This window comes from Azospirillum terrae, assembly GCF_053470425.1.
The window spans coordinates 224,100-238,646 of the sequence record NZ_JBPXMR010000005.1; the positions used below are offsets into that span (position 1 = coordinate 224,100).

A 14,547-nucleotide genomic window follows, 5' to 3' on the forward strand; every position below is an offset into this window, starting at 1 on the left:
GTCCTGCGGACACAGGGGTCAGGAGCGCCGCCAGAGCCCCCGGTTCGCAGTGATCCTCTTGGCCGCCTGCCGGTCGTCAGCCGAAAGTGCGCCGCACGCCACCTCCGGCCGGATCTCCGCCGGAACGGCGAGACCAACAGCGGCCGTCAGGAGCGCGCACGCCTTGACCTGATCGCGGGGGACGCCGTCGCTATGAAGGTACATCACCCCGAGGTCAGCCACGGCCGGAGGAAAGCCCTGAAGCGCGGCTCTCTCCATCCATTCGGCGGCGGCAGCCGGATCGCGCGGCACACCACCCCCCACGGCGTAGGCAGTGGCGAGTTCGTACTGCGCCTCCGCGTCACCGTCGTCCGCTTCCCTCCGAAGCTCGGTGATCGCCAGAGCGCCGTCGGCGCCGGGGCGCCCGCTCTCGGCTTGGCCACCCTCGATGGCCTCCCCTTCCGCTTCGTCTTCCGGTGCCACCGCGTCCGGCCCGTCGCCCTCGAACCGCCACGCGCCGGGCGAGGAGCCGATGGGGACTGAAAGGGGGCGGGTGTCATCTTCGATGTTCCCGACGGACGCGGGAGCGAGGCTCGGCATCGAACAGGTCAGCAGGATGCAGCCGAGGATCGTGGCCGCTGGCCAGGGTGTAGGCATAGGAACGCTTTGGGTCGGGCCGCAGAAACTGGCGGCGATGCGGCCGGATCTTGATCCCAAGCCCCGCCACCCGCAAGGATGAACCGTGTGCGGACGGCTGGATACGGTGGCCGCGCGGGGCTGCCGTCAACCAACCGCGGTGTCGTAAAGCAGCTTCAGGTTCAGCGCGACGATCAAGGCCGTGGCTGCCCAGCCGAGGACGCTCTGCCAGCGCGGCGCGGCCAGAGCGCCGAGCCGGGAACGGTCGGTGGCGAACAGCATCAGCGGGATGACGGCGAACGGCAGCTGAAGGGACAGCGTGACCTGGGACAGGATGAGCAGCTGCGCCGTCCCGCTTTCGCCGTACTGCCAGGTGACCACGACGGCCGGGACGATGGCGATGAGCCGGGTCACCAACCGCCGTAGCACCGGCGGCATGCGGAAGCGCAGGAACCCCTCCATTACCACCTGCCCCGAGAGCGTCGCCGTCACCGTTGCGGTCAGCCCACAGGCGAGCAGCGCCACCGCGAACAGCGTCGCCGCCGTCCCGACGCCGACCATGGGGGCGAGCAGCTGGTGGGCCTCCTGGATCTCTGCGATCTCGGTCCGCCCGGCGGCGTGGAAGACCGCCGCCGCCAGGATCAGGATGGCCGAGTTGATGACCAGCGCGAGCGACAGGGCCACCGTGGAGTCGATGGTCGCGAAGCGGATGGCCTCGCGCCGTCCCTGTTCGTCCTGTCGGTACGCGCGCGACTGCACCGTCGCCGTGTGGAGGTACAGGTTGTGGGGCATGACGGTGGCGCCGAGGATGCCGATGGCGAGGTACAGCTGCGTGGAGTCGCTCAGCAGCGACGCCGAGGGCACGTACCCGGCGAACACGGCCGCCCAGTCCGGGTCGGCCAGCGCGATCTCGGCCAGGAAGCACCCGGCAATGAGGACGATCATGGCGGCGATGAACGCCTCCAGCCAACGCATGCCGCGGTGCTGGAGCCAGAGGACCAACAGCGCGTCGAGCGCTGTCAGCATGACACCGCCGAGCAGGGGAATGCCGAACAGCAGCTTGAGCGCGATGGCGGTGCCGATGAGTTCGGCGAGGTCGGTGGCGCAGATGGCGACCTCGGCCAGCAGCCAGAGCCCCCAGGCGACCGGGCGCGGGAAGCGGTCGCGGCACAGCTGGGCAAGGTCCTGCCCCGTGGCGATGCCGACCCGCGCGCACAGGGCTTGCAGCAGCATCGCCATCAGCGAGGAGAGCAGCGCCACCGACAGCAGCGTGTAGCCGTACGCCGATCCTCCGGCCAGCGAGGTGGCCCAGTTGCCCGGGTCCATGTAGCCGACGGCGACGAGGTAGCCGGGACCGACGAACGCGAACAGGCGCCGCCCCACGCTCGCCGAGGTGGGGATGCGGACGCTGCGGTAGACCTCCTGAAGGCTGGGCGGCACCGTCGAGGGCACGTCCGTGAAGGGCTCATTGGTCCGGTGAAGCATCGCTCTCCAACCTCGACGAGGGGGCGCATCTCTCCCCAGGGCCGACACCACAGCGGCCCGGCGACGTGCCTGATGCCATAACATGTAGCCTCGGCTATAGTTCTCAACGGCGGTCCAAAGTCTCCTTTGGGAGAGCCGGAAGCGCCGCAGCCGCGCCCGTGGCCGTGTGGCACACTGCGCGGACAACGGGAGGATGGGGCGGTGAACGCAGAGCGCGTGCGCAGGATGCCGGTGTCGCTGCCGGACGCGGACCGGCAGGCGGCGAACTTCCAGCGGGTCCGGGAGGCCCACCAGACCGAGGTGGCGGAGGACTACGTCGAGCTCATCGCCGACCTGATCGACACCACCGGCGAGGCGCGCGCCGCCGACATCGCGCGGCGGCTCGGCGTCGCACATCCAACCGTGGTCAAGACGATCGCTCGCCTGCAACGGGACGGGTTGGTCGATACGCTGCCCTACCGCTCGATCTTCCTGACCGAGACGGGACGCACGATGGCCGAGCGGTCGCGTCGCCGCCATGCGATCGTGGTCGGATTCCTCAAGGCGATCGGGGTCAGCGACGAGACGGCAGAACGCGACGCCGAGGGCATCGAACACCACGTGAGCGACGAGACGCTGGCGGCCTTCGAGCGGATGATGACCGCCCGATCGGGCGCGCCCTCAAACGCTTCCGGGCCTCGCCGGTAACCCGGAACGGTTCCGGCAGGACCTGCGCCGCGGCGATCAGGATGTGCTGTTCAGGATCTTCCTCAGGGCGTTGGTGAAGCCGACCTTGGCGACGGTGGCGTTCCGTTGAGCACCTCCCACAGGATCTTCAGCTTCTTGGGCTGGCTCTCTCCCTTGGAGTCGGCGAGCACGAAGTCGCTGGTCGACCGGAGCGCCGCCCGCAGGTCCTTCTGGGTCCCCGCCAGCACCAGCGCCATACCTTGCCCCCGGCGTGCCGTCCGCGGGCTTGGCGTCCAGCTGGAGGGCGGCGAAGCACCGGGCAAGCAGCCGGTGGGTCGCATGCCAGTTGTTCGCCGTCTCGTCGAGCGAAGGCCCCTTCACGGGAGAACGCCTTCGAGACGGATTCAAGGTGCTCCCCTTGCAGGAACGGACGCTGCTCCGTCTTCGCCGCGGTCCAACTGAGAAAAGCCCTCGGCGACGTCGGCCTCTCGACGCTCGTCGGCTTCGACCAGCACCTCCACCGCCTTGATGATGAGCCAGTCACGGCTGCGGCCAAGACGATCCGAAATCGCATCGAACCGGGTCGCAAGATCGCCCGGCACATCGACGCCGAACATCACGGTGTCGTCGGCCACATCAATCTCCGATTGTCGCCTCACTGCACTGTAACACAGGAAGCCCTGCCCCACGGCAACAGCCGCTCACCCCCCGCCGATCACCTTGCGCAGTTCGTTGGCGAGCACCGGCTTGTGCAGCAGGCGGTAGCCGTTGCGGTCGGCTTCGGCCTGACGCTCGGGCGAGGCGTCGCCGGTCAGGATGACGCCGGGCACGTCGTACCCGACACGCTCCTGGATGGCCGTCAGCGCTTCCGGCCCAGTGCGGCCGTTCTGGAGCTGGTAGTCGGACAGCAGCATCCGCGGCCGCCGCCCGTCCTTCTCCAGCAGCGACAGCGCCTGAGCGCCGGAGCGCGCCGCCAGCACCTCGTAGCCCCAGCCCTCCAGCATCGCCTTGAGGCCGAGCAGGATGATCGCCTCGTCGTCGATCACCAGCACCACGCCCTTGTCCAGCTCGTCGTTGGCGGCGTGGCGCACCTCCATCATCGTCCCCGGCACCATAGGCTCCGACAGGCGGTCGCGCGGCATCTCGACCGTGAAGACCGAGCCCTTGCCGGGCACCGAGCGCACCGACACGCGGTGCCCCAGAAGCCGCCCCAGCCGCTTGACGATGGCGAGCCCAAGGCCCAGGCCGCGCTCGGTGCGGGTGTCGTGGACCTGGGTGAACTCCTCGAAGATCGCTTCGATCTTGTCGGCGGGGATGCCGATGCCGGTGTCCCACACCTCGACGCTCACGCGGTCGCCCCGGCGCCGCGCCCCCAGCAGGACACGGCCGTTGCGCGTGTATTTCAGCGCGTTCTCGATAAGGTTGCGCAGGATGCGCTCCAGCAGCGCCGGGTCGCTGGTCACCCAGACGCCGCTGGGCACGGCGCGCAAATCCAGCCCCTTCTGCCGGGCGCGCGGGCCATATTCCGCGGCCAGCCGGCCGACGATTTCGTCCAGGCGCAGCCGCACGGGTTCCGCGACGATCTTGCCGGAATCCAGCCGCGCCATGTCCAGCAGGCTGTCCAGCAGCCTCTTCAGCGCGTCGAGCGCCTGGCGCATGCTGTCCATCAGCGGCAACGCCGGGTGGTCCTTCAGCCGGTCGGCCAGCGCCGCGCTGAACAGGAACAGCGACTGCACGGGCTGGCGCAAATCATGGCTGGCGGCGGCGAGGAACTTCGACTTGGCCTCGTTGGCCTGCTCCGCCTCTTCGTGCGCCTGGCGGATGACGGCCTCGGCCTCGCACCGCTCGGTCACGTCGAAGGCCGAGCAGGTCACCCCGACGATTGTGCCGGCGGCGTCGCGCGTCGGGTCGATGACCAGATCGAACACCATGTCGCGGCCATGCAGGCACACGCGCACCTCCTCGCGGGCCGGCTCGCCGGTTTCCACCACGCGGCGCTTGACGGCGGTCAGCCTCTCGGCGTCCTCGGCACGGTCGAAGATGTCGTGGTCGGTGCGGCCGACGATGCGCTCCGGCGGCAGCAGGACGGGGTTGGAGATCCAGGTGTAGCGCAGGTCGCAATCCATGCTGAACACCACCACGCCGGAATTGGTCAGCGCGGTGCGGAAGCGTTCCTCGGCGATGCGCAGCGCCTGCTCGGTGCGCTTGCGCTCGGTGATGTCGATGCCCGACGCGATGATGTGCTCGACCCGGCCCTCGGCGTCGAGCATGGGGGTGAGCGTGACGTCCACGGTCATGATGCGGCCACCGGTCAGGCGGACCGTGCTGTCGAAGCGCGACGAGGTGCCGGACGCCGCATCGTCGATGCCGGCGCGCATGCGGGCGCGCACCGTGCGGTCGGCGGCCCAGCAGTGGATCTGGTCGAACGGCCAACCCACCACGTCCTCCGCCTCCAGCGCCGCGGCGCCCAGTGCGGCGCGGTTCACGTGGCGGACGATCCCGGCGGGAGTCAGCACGGCGACGAAGGCGGGCAGGCCGTCCAGCACGGCGCGCAGGTGCTGTTCCTTGCCGCGCAGCTCGGCCTCGCGGCGCTCCAGCGCCTCGGCCATGTCGTCGAAGGCGCGGCCGAGCCGACCGATCTCCGACCGGCCGTCGCCGATGCCGGCACGGCCATGCGACCGGCCCTCGCGCCAGTCCTGCACCGCACGCATCAACGCCGCCACCGGCCGGCGGACGAACAGGGTGCCGCCGATCGACGCGGCGAGCATGGCGACCATCAGCCCCACCAGCATCATCACGACGCCCTGCGTGGTGGTCCGGTCGATCTGCGCCATGGCGATCCGTCGGTCGAGGGCAACGGCGACGAACAGGTCCTGCACGCCCTCCTGCACCGGCGAATAGGCGACCACGTGGGTGGTGCCGTCCGCGTCCGATAAGTCGGCGACACCCGGTGCGGCGGCGCTCAGCAGCGGGCGCATGGCGTCGGGCAGCGGCGCACCGGTGCGCGTGCCCCCATCCGGTTCCGGCACCTGCGCCAGGATCGTGCCGTTGCGGTCGGCCAGCGTCAGGGTGACCCCGCCGAACAGCGGCCGCTCGGCGAGGCTGGCGGCCAGCCAGCGCAGGTCCAGGGTCACCAGGACGGCCCCGCCGACCCGCTGTTCCCCGTCCAGGTACGGCATGGCGAAGGGCAGCACCGGCTGCCCGTCCAGCGGCCAATTCATCCATTCGCCGGGGGTGAAGCTCCCGCCGTCCATGGCGCGTTGCAGGACGGGCAGGCCGGCCAGCGAGCGCCCGGTCATCCCCGGCGCACCGCTGCACAGCACGTTGCCCGCGGTGTCGGTGACGGTGACCGTCTGGCGGTCGAGCGCCCGGCGGGCCAGCCGGATCAGATAGTGCTCACAGCGCACGTTCTCGCCGGTGCGCAGGAAGCTGCCCTCCGACACGGTGACGGCGAGCTGGCGCACGCCCTCGAACAGGCGCGCCTGTTCGCCCTCGACGAGTTGCATCAGGCGTTGCGCCTCGGCGCTCACCTGCTGCGCCCGCTCGGCCCGCAGCCGGACGACGCTGTACGCCTGGATGCCGACCGCAGGGAGGACAGCGATGAGCACCAGAACGAAAAGGCGTGCGAGAAGCGACATCGAGCACCGTGCGCCGGAGGCGGGAGCGCAGAGGGTTTCAGACCTCTGCCGGATGCTGACCTTCTTAACCGCTCTTGGTTAATTGCAAGTTAATTATGGACATTCTTTTTGGGTGTTATCTGGCGCCGTCCTAACGAAATCGTTTCATCCAAATGGTTATGCCAAGACGACAACTGAAAAATTTTTTCTATTATCCGACTTACATTGTATCTTACTGCGCATTCCGATTACCCAAAAAGGGTTAGAGCGGCGCCGGGGCATCGGAGCACCCGCCGCGGAACCGCGGCGGCGGCGGCTCTGTTGTTTCGTCGCAATGACCACGGCCCTTCTGATGCCCCCGCGCCTGACGGCGCCCGATGGATCGCCCCGCCGTGTCGGAGTCGAGCTGGAGTTCGCCGACCTCGATGCGCCGAGCGCCGCCCGTCTCGTCCGCGACCTGTACGGCGGCGAGATCACCGTGGAGAACCCGCACCGCTGCCGCGTCCGCGGCACGCGCCTGGGCGACTTCACGGTGGAACTGGACATGCGCTCGGCCCATCCCAAAGAGAGCGACGCGGAGCCCGGCGCGCTGGAGGCGCTGCTGGAGAGGCTGCGGCCCCTGTGGGGCAGCATCGGCAGTCTGGTGATGCCGTTCGAGATCGCCGCCCCGCCGGTGCCCGTCGAGCGCCTGACCGAGCTGGAAACGCTGGTCACCGGCCTGCGCGAGCGGGGGGCGTCCGGCACCGGGGCGAGCCCGCTGTTCGCCTTCGGGCTGCACTTCAACCCGGAGGTGGCGGCCACCGACGCCGATTACGTGCTCGACCATCTGAAGGCGTTCCTGATCCTGTCGCCGTGGCTGCGCGCGCAGATCCGGGTGGACACGACGCGGCGCATGACCGGCTTCATCGCCGCCTTCCCGGTGGCGTACGCGGTCAAGGTGGTCGACCCCGCCTATCGGCCGGACATGGACACGCTGGTGGCCGACTATCTGGAGGCCAACCCCACGCGCAACCGCGAGCTGGACCTGTTCCCGCTGTTCGCCCACCTCGATCCCGAGGTTCTGCGGGCCAAGATCGCCGACCCGCACGTCCGGCCGCGGCCGACCTTCCACTACCGTCTGCCCAACGCGCGGATCGGCGAGCCGGACTGGTCGCTGGCGCAGGACTGGAACCGCTGGGTGACGGTGGAGGAGCTGGCGGCCGACCGCGCCCGGCTGGACGCGTTGGGCACCGCGTACCGCGACTACGCCACACGCCGGGCGCTGGACGACTGGGCGTCCGAGGCCGGCCAGCGGCTGGCCGGCTGAGGGGGCGAGCCGGCATGGCGAGGCCGCTCCCCAGGCCGCTCATCGGCATCACCGCGTCGGCGCACGGCGCCCGCATCAGTTCGTGGTTCAACCGCATGGCGGTGTGGCGGGCCGGCGGGCGGCCGGTGCGCATCACCGCCACCGAGCCGTTTCCCTTCGAGCAGCTCGACGGGCTGGTGATCGGCGGCGGCGACGACATCGACACCTCGCTGTACGGCGAGGCCGCCCGGCCGAAGATCCGCATCGACCCTCACCGCGACCGGCTGGAGATGCAGGCCCTCGACATCGCCGAGCGCCGGCGCATGCCGGTGCTGGGCATCTGCCGCGGCTCGCAAATGATCAACGTGCACCGCGGCGGCTCGCTGCACGTGGACATCCACGAGGTCTACGAGGGGGCGCAACGCATGCACACGGTGCTGCCGCGCAAGCGCATCTCCATCGTGCCGGACAGTTGCCTGTACCGCATCCTCGGCATCTCCGAATGCCGGGTGAACGCGCTGCACCACCAGTCGGTGGACCGGGTGGGCGATGGCATCCGCGTGGTCGCGCGGGAACGCTGCGGCGTCGTCCAGGGCATCGAGGCGCCGGGTCACCCGTTCCTGATGGGCGTGCAGTGGCACCCCGAGTACCTCGTCGCCGACCCGCGCCAGCAGAACCTGTTCCGCACCCTGATCGAGGCCGCCAAGGGCCGCGCGCTCGCCGAGCAACTGGCGGCCTGAGGTTCGATACGAAACGGGCGCGCCGGGGGGATGGCCCCGGCGCGCCCGCCATGGCGGTGGTTCGCGGAACGCTTACCGACCGCTTTGGTTGCCCGGACGGCAATCCGGCGTGCCCGGCGGGCAGTGCGTGCCCGTGGCCCGCTGCGCGGACTGCGGCGAGCGGCTGGCCTTCTTCTTCGTCGTCGTCGAGCCGTCGGTCGTCGTGGTGCTGTCGACGCTCGACGAACCGGAGCGGCCTTGCTTCATGGTGTCGTAGGTCCTGCCCTGACCCGGCGTGGTCGCGTCGCTGCGGGAGTCAATGCTGCCGCTGCTGGACACCCCGTTGGGATTGGCCGCCGTGCCCTTGGCGCTGTAGCCGCCCGAAGCGCCCGAGCCCGCCGTGGTGCCACCTGGATTGCCGGGCGACCAGTTGCCGCCGCCAGCCCCCGCAGAGCCCGGCGACATGGTGGATTGGCCAGCACGCGGAACGGTGGTGTTCTGCTCGCCGCCACCGCCACCGCCGCCCGAGCCCTGAGCCATGGCGGACCCGGTGAGCAGCGCCAGCGCCGCGACGGTCCCGATCAAAAGGTTACGCATCCGCTTTCTCCGATCCCTGTTTTCGAACAAACCACGGTCGCGCCGTGGTTGGAGGCCGCTCGCCAGGCGTTCGGCGCAGCCTTCCTCATGGCGGTAAACAGCCAAGGTCGCGAATCGTGCCCTCCGGCGCGTGAAAGACCGCCCACCCGCCGCGCCCGCCCCATATTTGACACCGCCGCCGCTGCGCTGCGGTAAACCCCGCTTAACCGCCCCGCCCTAGCCTGCCCAGCCGGATTCACCCACCCGCAGGACAGACAGCGGATGACCAGCACCAAGCCCGCCACCCGGCCCGGCGGCATCGGGCGGCTCTACGGCACCTTCTGGCGCAACACGGCGGGAGCGCGCGGCATGGTGGCCGCGTTCCTGACGCTGCTGTTCGTGGCGCAGCTCGTGCGGCTCGCCATCCCCTACTTCTTCGGCGAGGCGGTGAACGCCTTGCAGAACGCCGCGGCGCAGGACCTGCACACCGCCGGCACCTACATGGCGCTGACGCTGGGCGCCGCGGTGGCCGCCTGGGCGCTGCACGGGCCGGGACGGGTGATGGAGCGCTTCGTCGCCGTGCGGGCGCGGGCGCAGTTCGCCGACGCGCTGTACGCCCGGCTGACCGCGCTGCCGCTGGGCTGGCACGAGCGCCACCACTCCGGCGAGACGATCCAGCGCATGGGCAAGGCGACGGCGGCGCTGTTCGGCTTCGCCCAGCACCAGTTCGTCTACCTTCAGAACCTCGTGGCGATGCTCGGCCCCATCGCCGCACTGTTCGTGGTGTCCACCGCCACCGGGACGGCGGCGCTGGCCGGCTATGCCGCGGTGCTGACGGTGCTGGTGCGCTTCGATTCCACCATGGTGCGCCTGCTGGAACAGGAGAACCAGGCCGAGCGCCGCTATATGGCGGAACTGGTGGACTGCCTGGGCAACATCGCCACGGTGCTGACGCTGCGCCTCCAGGCGGCAACGCGCCGGGTGGTGGGCGAGCGGCTGGCCGCGGTGTTCGTGCCGCTGCGCTGGCACGTGGTGGTCAACGAGGCGAAGTGGTGCGCCATCGACCTCGCCAACAACGCGCTGCGCACCGGGCTGGTGGTGCTGTACGCGTGGCTGGCGTGGCGCGACGGCGGCGTGGTGCCGCTGGGCACCGCGGTCATGGTGCACCAGTACGCCCAGCAGATCGGCACCGTCGTCGGCTCCATGGCGACGCACTGGCAGGACCTCGTCCGCCATCAGGCCGACGTGGCCGGCGCCGACGCCATCCTCGACGCCGCGCCGCGCGTCGGCGCCGAGGCCGCCCCGTTGCCCGAGGACTGGCGCGCGGTCCGCGTCCGCGGCCTGGACTTCCAGTACGGGACGCGCCCGGCGCTGCACGATCTGGAACTGGACCTGCTGCGCGGCGAGCGGGTGGCACTGGTGGGCGAGAGCGGGTCGGGAAAGAGCACCTTGTTGCGCGTGCTGGCCGGTCTCTACGAGGCCGGCCGCATCGCCGTCAGCGTCGACGGCGCCGAGCGGCCGGATCTGCGCGACCTCGGCGGCATCGCCACGCTGGTGCCGCAGGACCCGGAGATCTTCGAAAGCAGCATCCGCCAGAACATCACCATGGGCATCGGCTACCCGCCGGCCGAGGTGCTGCGCGCCTGCCGGCTGGCGCACCTGCTGCCAGTGGTCGAGCGGCTGCCGCAGGGGCTCGATACGGTGATCAGCGAGCGCGGGCTGAACCTGTCCGGCGGACAGAAGCAGCGTCTGGCGCTGGCGCGCGGCATCCTGGCCTCGCGCGCGTCGGGCCTGATCATGCTGGACGAGCCCACCAGCAGCATGGACCCGACCACCGAGATGACGATCTACCAGGGCCTGATGGCCGAGTTCCCCGACGCCTGCATCGTGTCGGCGGTGCACCGGCTGCACCTGCTGAAGCACTTCGACCGCGTCGTGCTGATGGCCGAGGGCCGGCGCATCGATGCCGGCACGCTCGACGAGTTGCTGGTGCGCCAGCCGGCGTTCCAGGCCATGTGGCGCAACTACCACGGCGCACCCGCGGCGGCGTGAGGTTCGCCCTCGGCGCCGGCGTGCATACGCAGCCCTCGACAGGTCGCCCCGATAGGGGCAATGGTAGCGGGCATGCATGGACGGTTGAGCACATTGTGGACGCGCCTGCCCTATGACGGTCAGGGCCTCGTTCCACCGGCGGACGCCGCGCTGGCCGGATTGCGGCGCTGGGCGGCAGCCCGGTTCTGGCAGCGGGTTCCCTGGTGGAGCCGCCCGCCGCTGATCCCGCTCGCCCGGCTGGCCGGGGCGGCGGCGGCGGCGGTTCGGACGCGCCGCTTCGCGCGACGGCGCGGGCTGAGCTGGCCGGTGGCCTGCCGGGTGCTCGGCGATTGCCTGTGCAGCGGGGCGCCGCCGCTGGAAGCCTTCATCTGGCGCAACGCCTTCCCCTCACCCGGTCCGCATCCCCTGCCGGCTCGGGCGGCGGCTGCCGTGTTGCCGCGTCTCGGCAACCGGGAGGAGCATCGCCTTCTGTCGGACAAGCTGGCGGCAGCGGAGGTGCTGGAGCGGGCGGGGCTGCCGACGCCGCCGTTGCTGGCGGTCATCCCGCGCGGCGCGGTCCTCGATCCGTCAGCCGCTCCCTGGTCGCGGCCGGGACCGCTTTTCGTCAAGCCGCGCCACGGCTGGGCGGGGCACGGCGCGATGGCGATCGACGTTCTGGAGGGCGGGCTCTACCGGATCGACGGCGGCTCGCCCGTCGATGGCGAGCGCCTGCGGGCCGCGGTGACGGCGGCGGACGATGTTCTGGTGCAGACCCGGCTGGAGGCCGCGCCGGAGTTGGCGGATCTTTCCGAGACCGGCGCCGCGCCGGTGCTGCGGCTGGCCACGGCGCGCCGGCCCGGCGCGGCGCCGTTCCTGCATTCCGCCCTGCTGTCCATCGAGGTGCCGGGTGAGAAGCCCCGAAACTTCCTGCGCGGGCATGTGCGCGCTCCCGTCGATCCCGTCGATGGACGGATTGCGGCCGGTCTGCGGTTCCTTCACCCGGAGCGGCGCTATGAACGGCTGCCCTGGAACGACGCCCCGCTGACCGGCCGGGCGCTGCCCGGTTTCGAGCCCGCGGTGGCGATGGTGCTGCACGCCATGGCGCTGCTGCCCGGACTGGCCCTGGTCAACTGGGACCTGATCCTGACACCGGCGGGGCCGGTCATCCTCGAAGGGAACACCGGGGGGGACTGGATACTGACCAACCTTTCCGCCGCGTGCGGGATGGCGCCGCCCCCCCTCGGGCCGGTGTTGCGTCTGTGGGCAGAGGACCATGAGTGACATCGAAACGCACCTTTAGAGTTGGCGCGCTTACCGCGGGACCCCGACGCTGACGCTCTTGCCCGCCCCGACCGAGGTGGTCGTGTCCGGTGCCCACAGCGGCATCGGCCCGGTGGTCGTCGTGGTGGTCGTGCTTCCACTCTGCCGGATGCCCTCGGGGTTCCAGGACGTCGGGCCGCCGTAGGCGGGCGGGACGGCCGGCCCCGTGGTGGTGACGGTGGTCGAACTGCCGGCCATGCCGGGTGGGGGAATCGGGGTTGCCGCCTGCTGGGCGGCGGCCTGCGCCTTGGCGGCGGCGTAGTAGGCGTCGCTCTGCGCTTCCTCGGCGAGACGGCGCGCAGCGACACGGTCGTCGGCGCGCATCGCGGCGTCGGCGGCGGCCAGCTTGACGCGGGCGGATTGCAGCTCGACCGGCGCGTACTGCGCGGCACCGGCGCGCTCGGCGGTGAGAATGGCTTGGCTGGAGGCACCCAACTGGGCGGTGGGCGGCGGCACGTCGTTCACGCAGGCGACGAGACCGAACGACAGCAGGACGGCAGCGATCGCGCCGCGTCCTGACATTTCGGAACGGCACCGGGTCATGGCAGATTTCCTTTCCATCGAACCACCGACAACGCGCTGGCAGCAACGCTGGAGGTTGTCGAATGTTCCTGAAACACCGTGCATTCGTTCATGGAGACCCAGCCCCGGTTCCGCTTGACCATCATCAAGACAGCGCACCCGCTTCCATGTTGTAGAGTTTCGACCGGAGATTCCCATGTCGACCCTCGTCTATCTCGCCTCCGCCATCCTGCTGTTCGCCAGCCACGCCGTGCCGTCCTGGCCGGGCGTGCGGCCGGCGTTGCTCGGGCGGCTGGGGCGGCCGGGCTTCATCGCCCTGCATTCCGCGCTGTCGGTGGTGACGCTGACGCTGTTCGTGCTGGCCTACCGGGCGGCGGACACCGCGGGGCACCTGTTCTTCCCGGCCGATGGCGCCGCCAAGCTGGCCGTGGCGGCGATGCCCGTCGCCCTGTTCCTGATGGTCGCGCGCGTCACCACCACCTTCGGCGAGCCCGCGGCACCGCGCCCGCCAGTGGGCATCTACCGCATCACGCGCTTTCCCGGTTCGGTCGGGCTGCTGCTGTGGGCGCTGTTGCATTTGCAGGCGACCGGCGACGCCCGGCGCTTCATCCTGTTCGCCACCATGGCCGCCATCGCGCTGTTCGCCATGGTCAAGAACGACTGGGTGCTGCGCCACTCCCCCAACCCGGACGCCGCCGCCTTCCGCGCCCGAACCAGCGCCGTGCCGTTCGCCGCCATCCTGGCCGGCCGCCAGCGCCTCGTCTGGGGCGAGATCGGCGCGGGGCGCCTGCTCGGCGCGCTGGCGCTGTACGCCGGCATCCTCTACGCCCACCCCCTGGTGTTCGGGGTGGACCCGCTCTATTGGCTTCCCGGATGAGGCCCGCCATGCCCTTGACCGCCGACACCTCGCTTGCCAAGGCGCTGCGCGCCGACCCCGAACTCGCCGAGCGCCTGACCGGCCGGCTCGGACCCGACAACCCGCTGAGCCGGCTGCTCGCCGCCGGCAACCTGCCGGTGGGCCGCATCCACTTCGCCGACGCCGCGGCCATCGCCGGGCTGCCGGTGGACACGCTGCTGATGCTCGCCGCCGGCCCAGCCGCCGCCGCGTCCGAGCCGGCGCCGGCACCGGCCGCCGCCGCGTCGGGCAACGACTGGTTCGCCCAGGCCGAGCGCAGCGGCGCCGCCATCGTGGACGTCCGCCCCCTGCTGGCCGAGGGGCAGGATCCCTTCGCCTCGGTGCTCCAGGCTTCGGCCACGGTGGAGCCCGGCGGCTTCCTGATGCTCGACGCGCCGTTCGACCCGGCGCCGCTGCGCCGCGTACTGGCCGGCAAGGGCTTCATGTCCGTCGGCCGGCCGGTCGAGCCGGGGCACTGGCGCATCTGCTTCCGCCGCGACGGCAGCGCGGCCGACGACTCCGTCTTCGATCCGCCCGCTCTGCGCAAGCCCGGTGAGACGTGGCGCGAGGGGGCGGCGCTGCACGTCGACGTGCGCGGCATGACCCCGCCCGGCCCGCTGACCGCCGTCCTGCGCCTGGTCGAGGCCGGCGAGGCGGAGGAGATCGTCGTGCACCACGACCGCGACCCCATGCTGCTCTACCCCGAGTTGGAGGAGCGCGGCTGGGAGTGCGTGACCAAGACCGCCCACGGCGACGAGGTGCGCCTGCTGCTGCGCCCGATTTCCGAATAGGTCGCGGCTTAACGTCCTGTTCCAT

The 14,547-nt window shown here is 70.9% G+C and carries 14 protein-coding genes; 7 read left to right on the forward strand and 7 right to left on the reverse strand.

The features are described 5' to 3' along the window. Positions 1 to 18 precede the first annotated feature (18 nt). The gene (locus tag ACSVDD_RS15645; protein ID WP_448190293.1) at positions 19 to 579 is read right to left on the reverse strand and encodes a tetratricopeptide repeat protein; all 561 of its coding nucleotides are present in this window, start codon (positions 577 to 579) and stop codon (positions 19 to 21) included. A 183-nt stretch (positions 580 to 762) separates the two neighbouring features. Next, entirely contained in the window at positions 763 to 2,100 is a 1,338-nt protein-coding gene (locus tag ACSVDD_RS15650) for an Nramp family divalent metal transporter (RefSeq protein WP_448190294.1), read from the reverse strand. A 201-nt stretch (positions 2,101 to 2,301) separates the two neighbouring features. On the opposite strand from ACSVDD_RS15650, the gene mntR reads away from it, so the two are divergent. Next, entirely contained in the window at positions 2,302 to 2,787 is a 486-nt protein-coding gene (mntR, locus tag ACSVDD_RS15655) for a manganese-binding transcriptional regulator MntR (RefSeq protein WP_448190295.1), read from the forward strand. Between the two features lie 62 nt (positions 2,788 to 2,849). Here mntR and ACSVDD_RS15660 read toward each other — a convergent pair whose 3' ends face one another. The 3 genes from ACSVDD_RS15660 to ACSVDD_RS15670 form a co-directional block, all read right to left on the reverse strand. Further along, on the reverse strand, positions 2,850 to 3,023 hold the full coding sequence (locus tag ACSVDD_RS15660; RefSeq protein ID WP_448190296.1) for a hypothetical protein: 174 nt from the start codon (positions 3,021 to 3,023) through the stop codon (positions 2,850 to 2,852). A 147-nt stretch (positions 3,024 to 3,170) separates the two neighbouring features. Continuing rightward, positions 3,171 to 3,401: a CopG family ribbon-helix-helix protein gene (locus ACSVDD_RS15665; RefSeq protein ID WP_448190297.1), complete on the reverse strand. Its 231-nt coding sequence runs from the start codon at positions 3,399 to 3,401 to the stop codon at positions 3,171 to 3,173. A gap of 66 nt (positions 3,402 to 3,467) precedes the next feature. Next, entirely contained in the window at positions 3,468 to 6,404 is a 2,937-nt protein-coding gene (locus tag ACSVDD_RS15670; RefSeq protein WP_448190298.1) for an ATP-binding protein, read from the reverse strand. A gap of 313 nt (positions 6,405 to 6,717) precedes the next feature. Here ACSVDD_RS15670 and ACSVDD_RS15675 point away from each other — a divergent pair, with 313 nt between their 5' ends. After that, a complete protein-coding gene (locus ACSVDD_RS15675; protein ID WP_448190299.1) occupies positions 6,718 to 7,689 on the forward strand; it encodes an amidoligase family protein in 972 nt (323 codons plus the stop codon). Between the two features lie 14 nt (positions 7,690 to 7,703). Next, on the forward strand, positions 7,704 to 8,408 hold the full coding sequence (locus ACSVDD_RS15680) for a gamma-glutamyl-gamma-aminobutyrate hydrolase family protein (protein WP_448190300.1): 705 nt from the start codon (positions 7,704 to 7,706) through the stop codon (positions 8,406 to 8,408). A gap of 72 nt (positions 8,409 to 8,480) precedes the next feature. Here ACSVDD_RS15680 and ACSVDD_RS15685 read toward each other — a convergent pair whose 3' ends face one another. Then, positions 8,481 to 8,984, reverse strand: coding sequence for a hypothetical protein (locus tag ACSVDD_RS15685; RefSeq protein ID WP_448190301.1), 504 nt, complete (start codon positions 8,982 to 8,984; stop codon positions 8,481 to 8,483). Between the two features lie 261 nt (positions 8,985 to 9,245). On the opposite strand from ACSVDD_RS15685, the gene ACSVDD_RS15690 reads away from it, so the two are divergent. Together ACSVDD_RS15690 and ACSVDD_RS15695 are read left to right on the forward strand one after the other, a co-directional pair. Then, positions 9,246 to 11,015: an ABC transporter ATP-binding protein gene (locus ACSVDD_RS15690; RefSeq protein ID WP_448190302.1), complete on the forward strand. Its 1,770-nt coding sequence runs from the start codon at positions 9,246 to 9,248 to the stop codon at positions 11,013 to 11,015. Positions 11,016 to 11,099: 84 nt separating this feature from the next. Then, positions 11,100 to 12,275: a sugar-transfer associated ATP-grasp domain-containing protein gene (locus ACSVDD_RS15695; RefSeq protein WP_448190303.1), complete on the forward strand. Its 1,176-nt coding sequence runs from the start codon at positions 11,100 to 11,102 to the stop codon at positions 12,273 to 12,275. Positions 12,276 to 12,305: 30 nt separating this feature from the next. Here the strand turns inward: ACSVDD_RS15695 and ACSVDD_RS15700 are convergent, their stop codons facing one another. Beyond that, on the reverse strand, positions 12,306 to 12,857 hold the full coding sequence (locus ACSVDD_RS15700) for a DUF4398 domain-containing protein (RefSeq protein ID WP_448190304.1): 552 nt from the start codon (positions 12,855 to 12,857) through the stop codon (positions 12,306 to 12,308). Positions 12,858 to 13,032: 175 nt separating this feature from the next. On the opposite strand from ACSVDD_RS15700, the gene ACSVDD_RS15705 reads away from it, so the two are divergent. Together ACSVDD_RS15705 and ACSVDD_RS15710 are read left to right on the forward strand one after the other, a co-directional pair. Next, positions 13,033 to 13,713 (forward strand): NnrU family protein, encoded by a 681-nt coding sequence (locus ACSVDD_RS15705; RefSeq protein WP_448190305.1) that lies wholly within the window; start codon positions 13,033 to 13,035, stop codon positions 13,711 to 13,713. An 8-nt stretch (positions 13,714 to 13,721) separates the two neighbouring features. Further along, complete coding sequence (locus tag ACSVDD_RS15710) at positions 13,722 to 14,522, forward strand: DUF2249 domain-containing protein (protein WP_448190306.1); 801 nt, start codon at positions 13,722 to 13,724, stop codon at positions 14,520 to 14,522. The last annotated feature ends 25 nt before the right edge of the window (positions 14,523 to 14,547 follow it).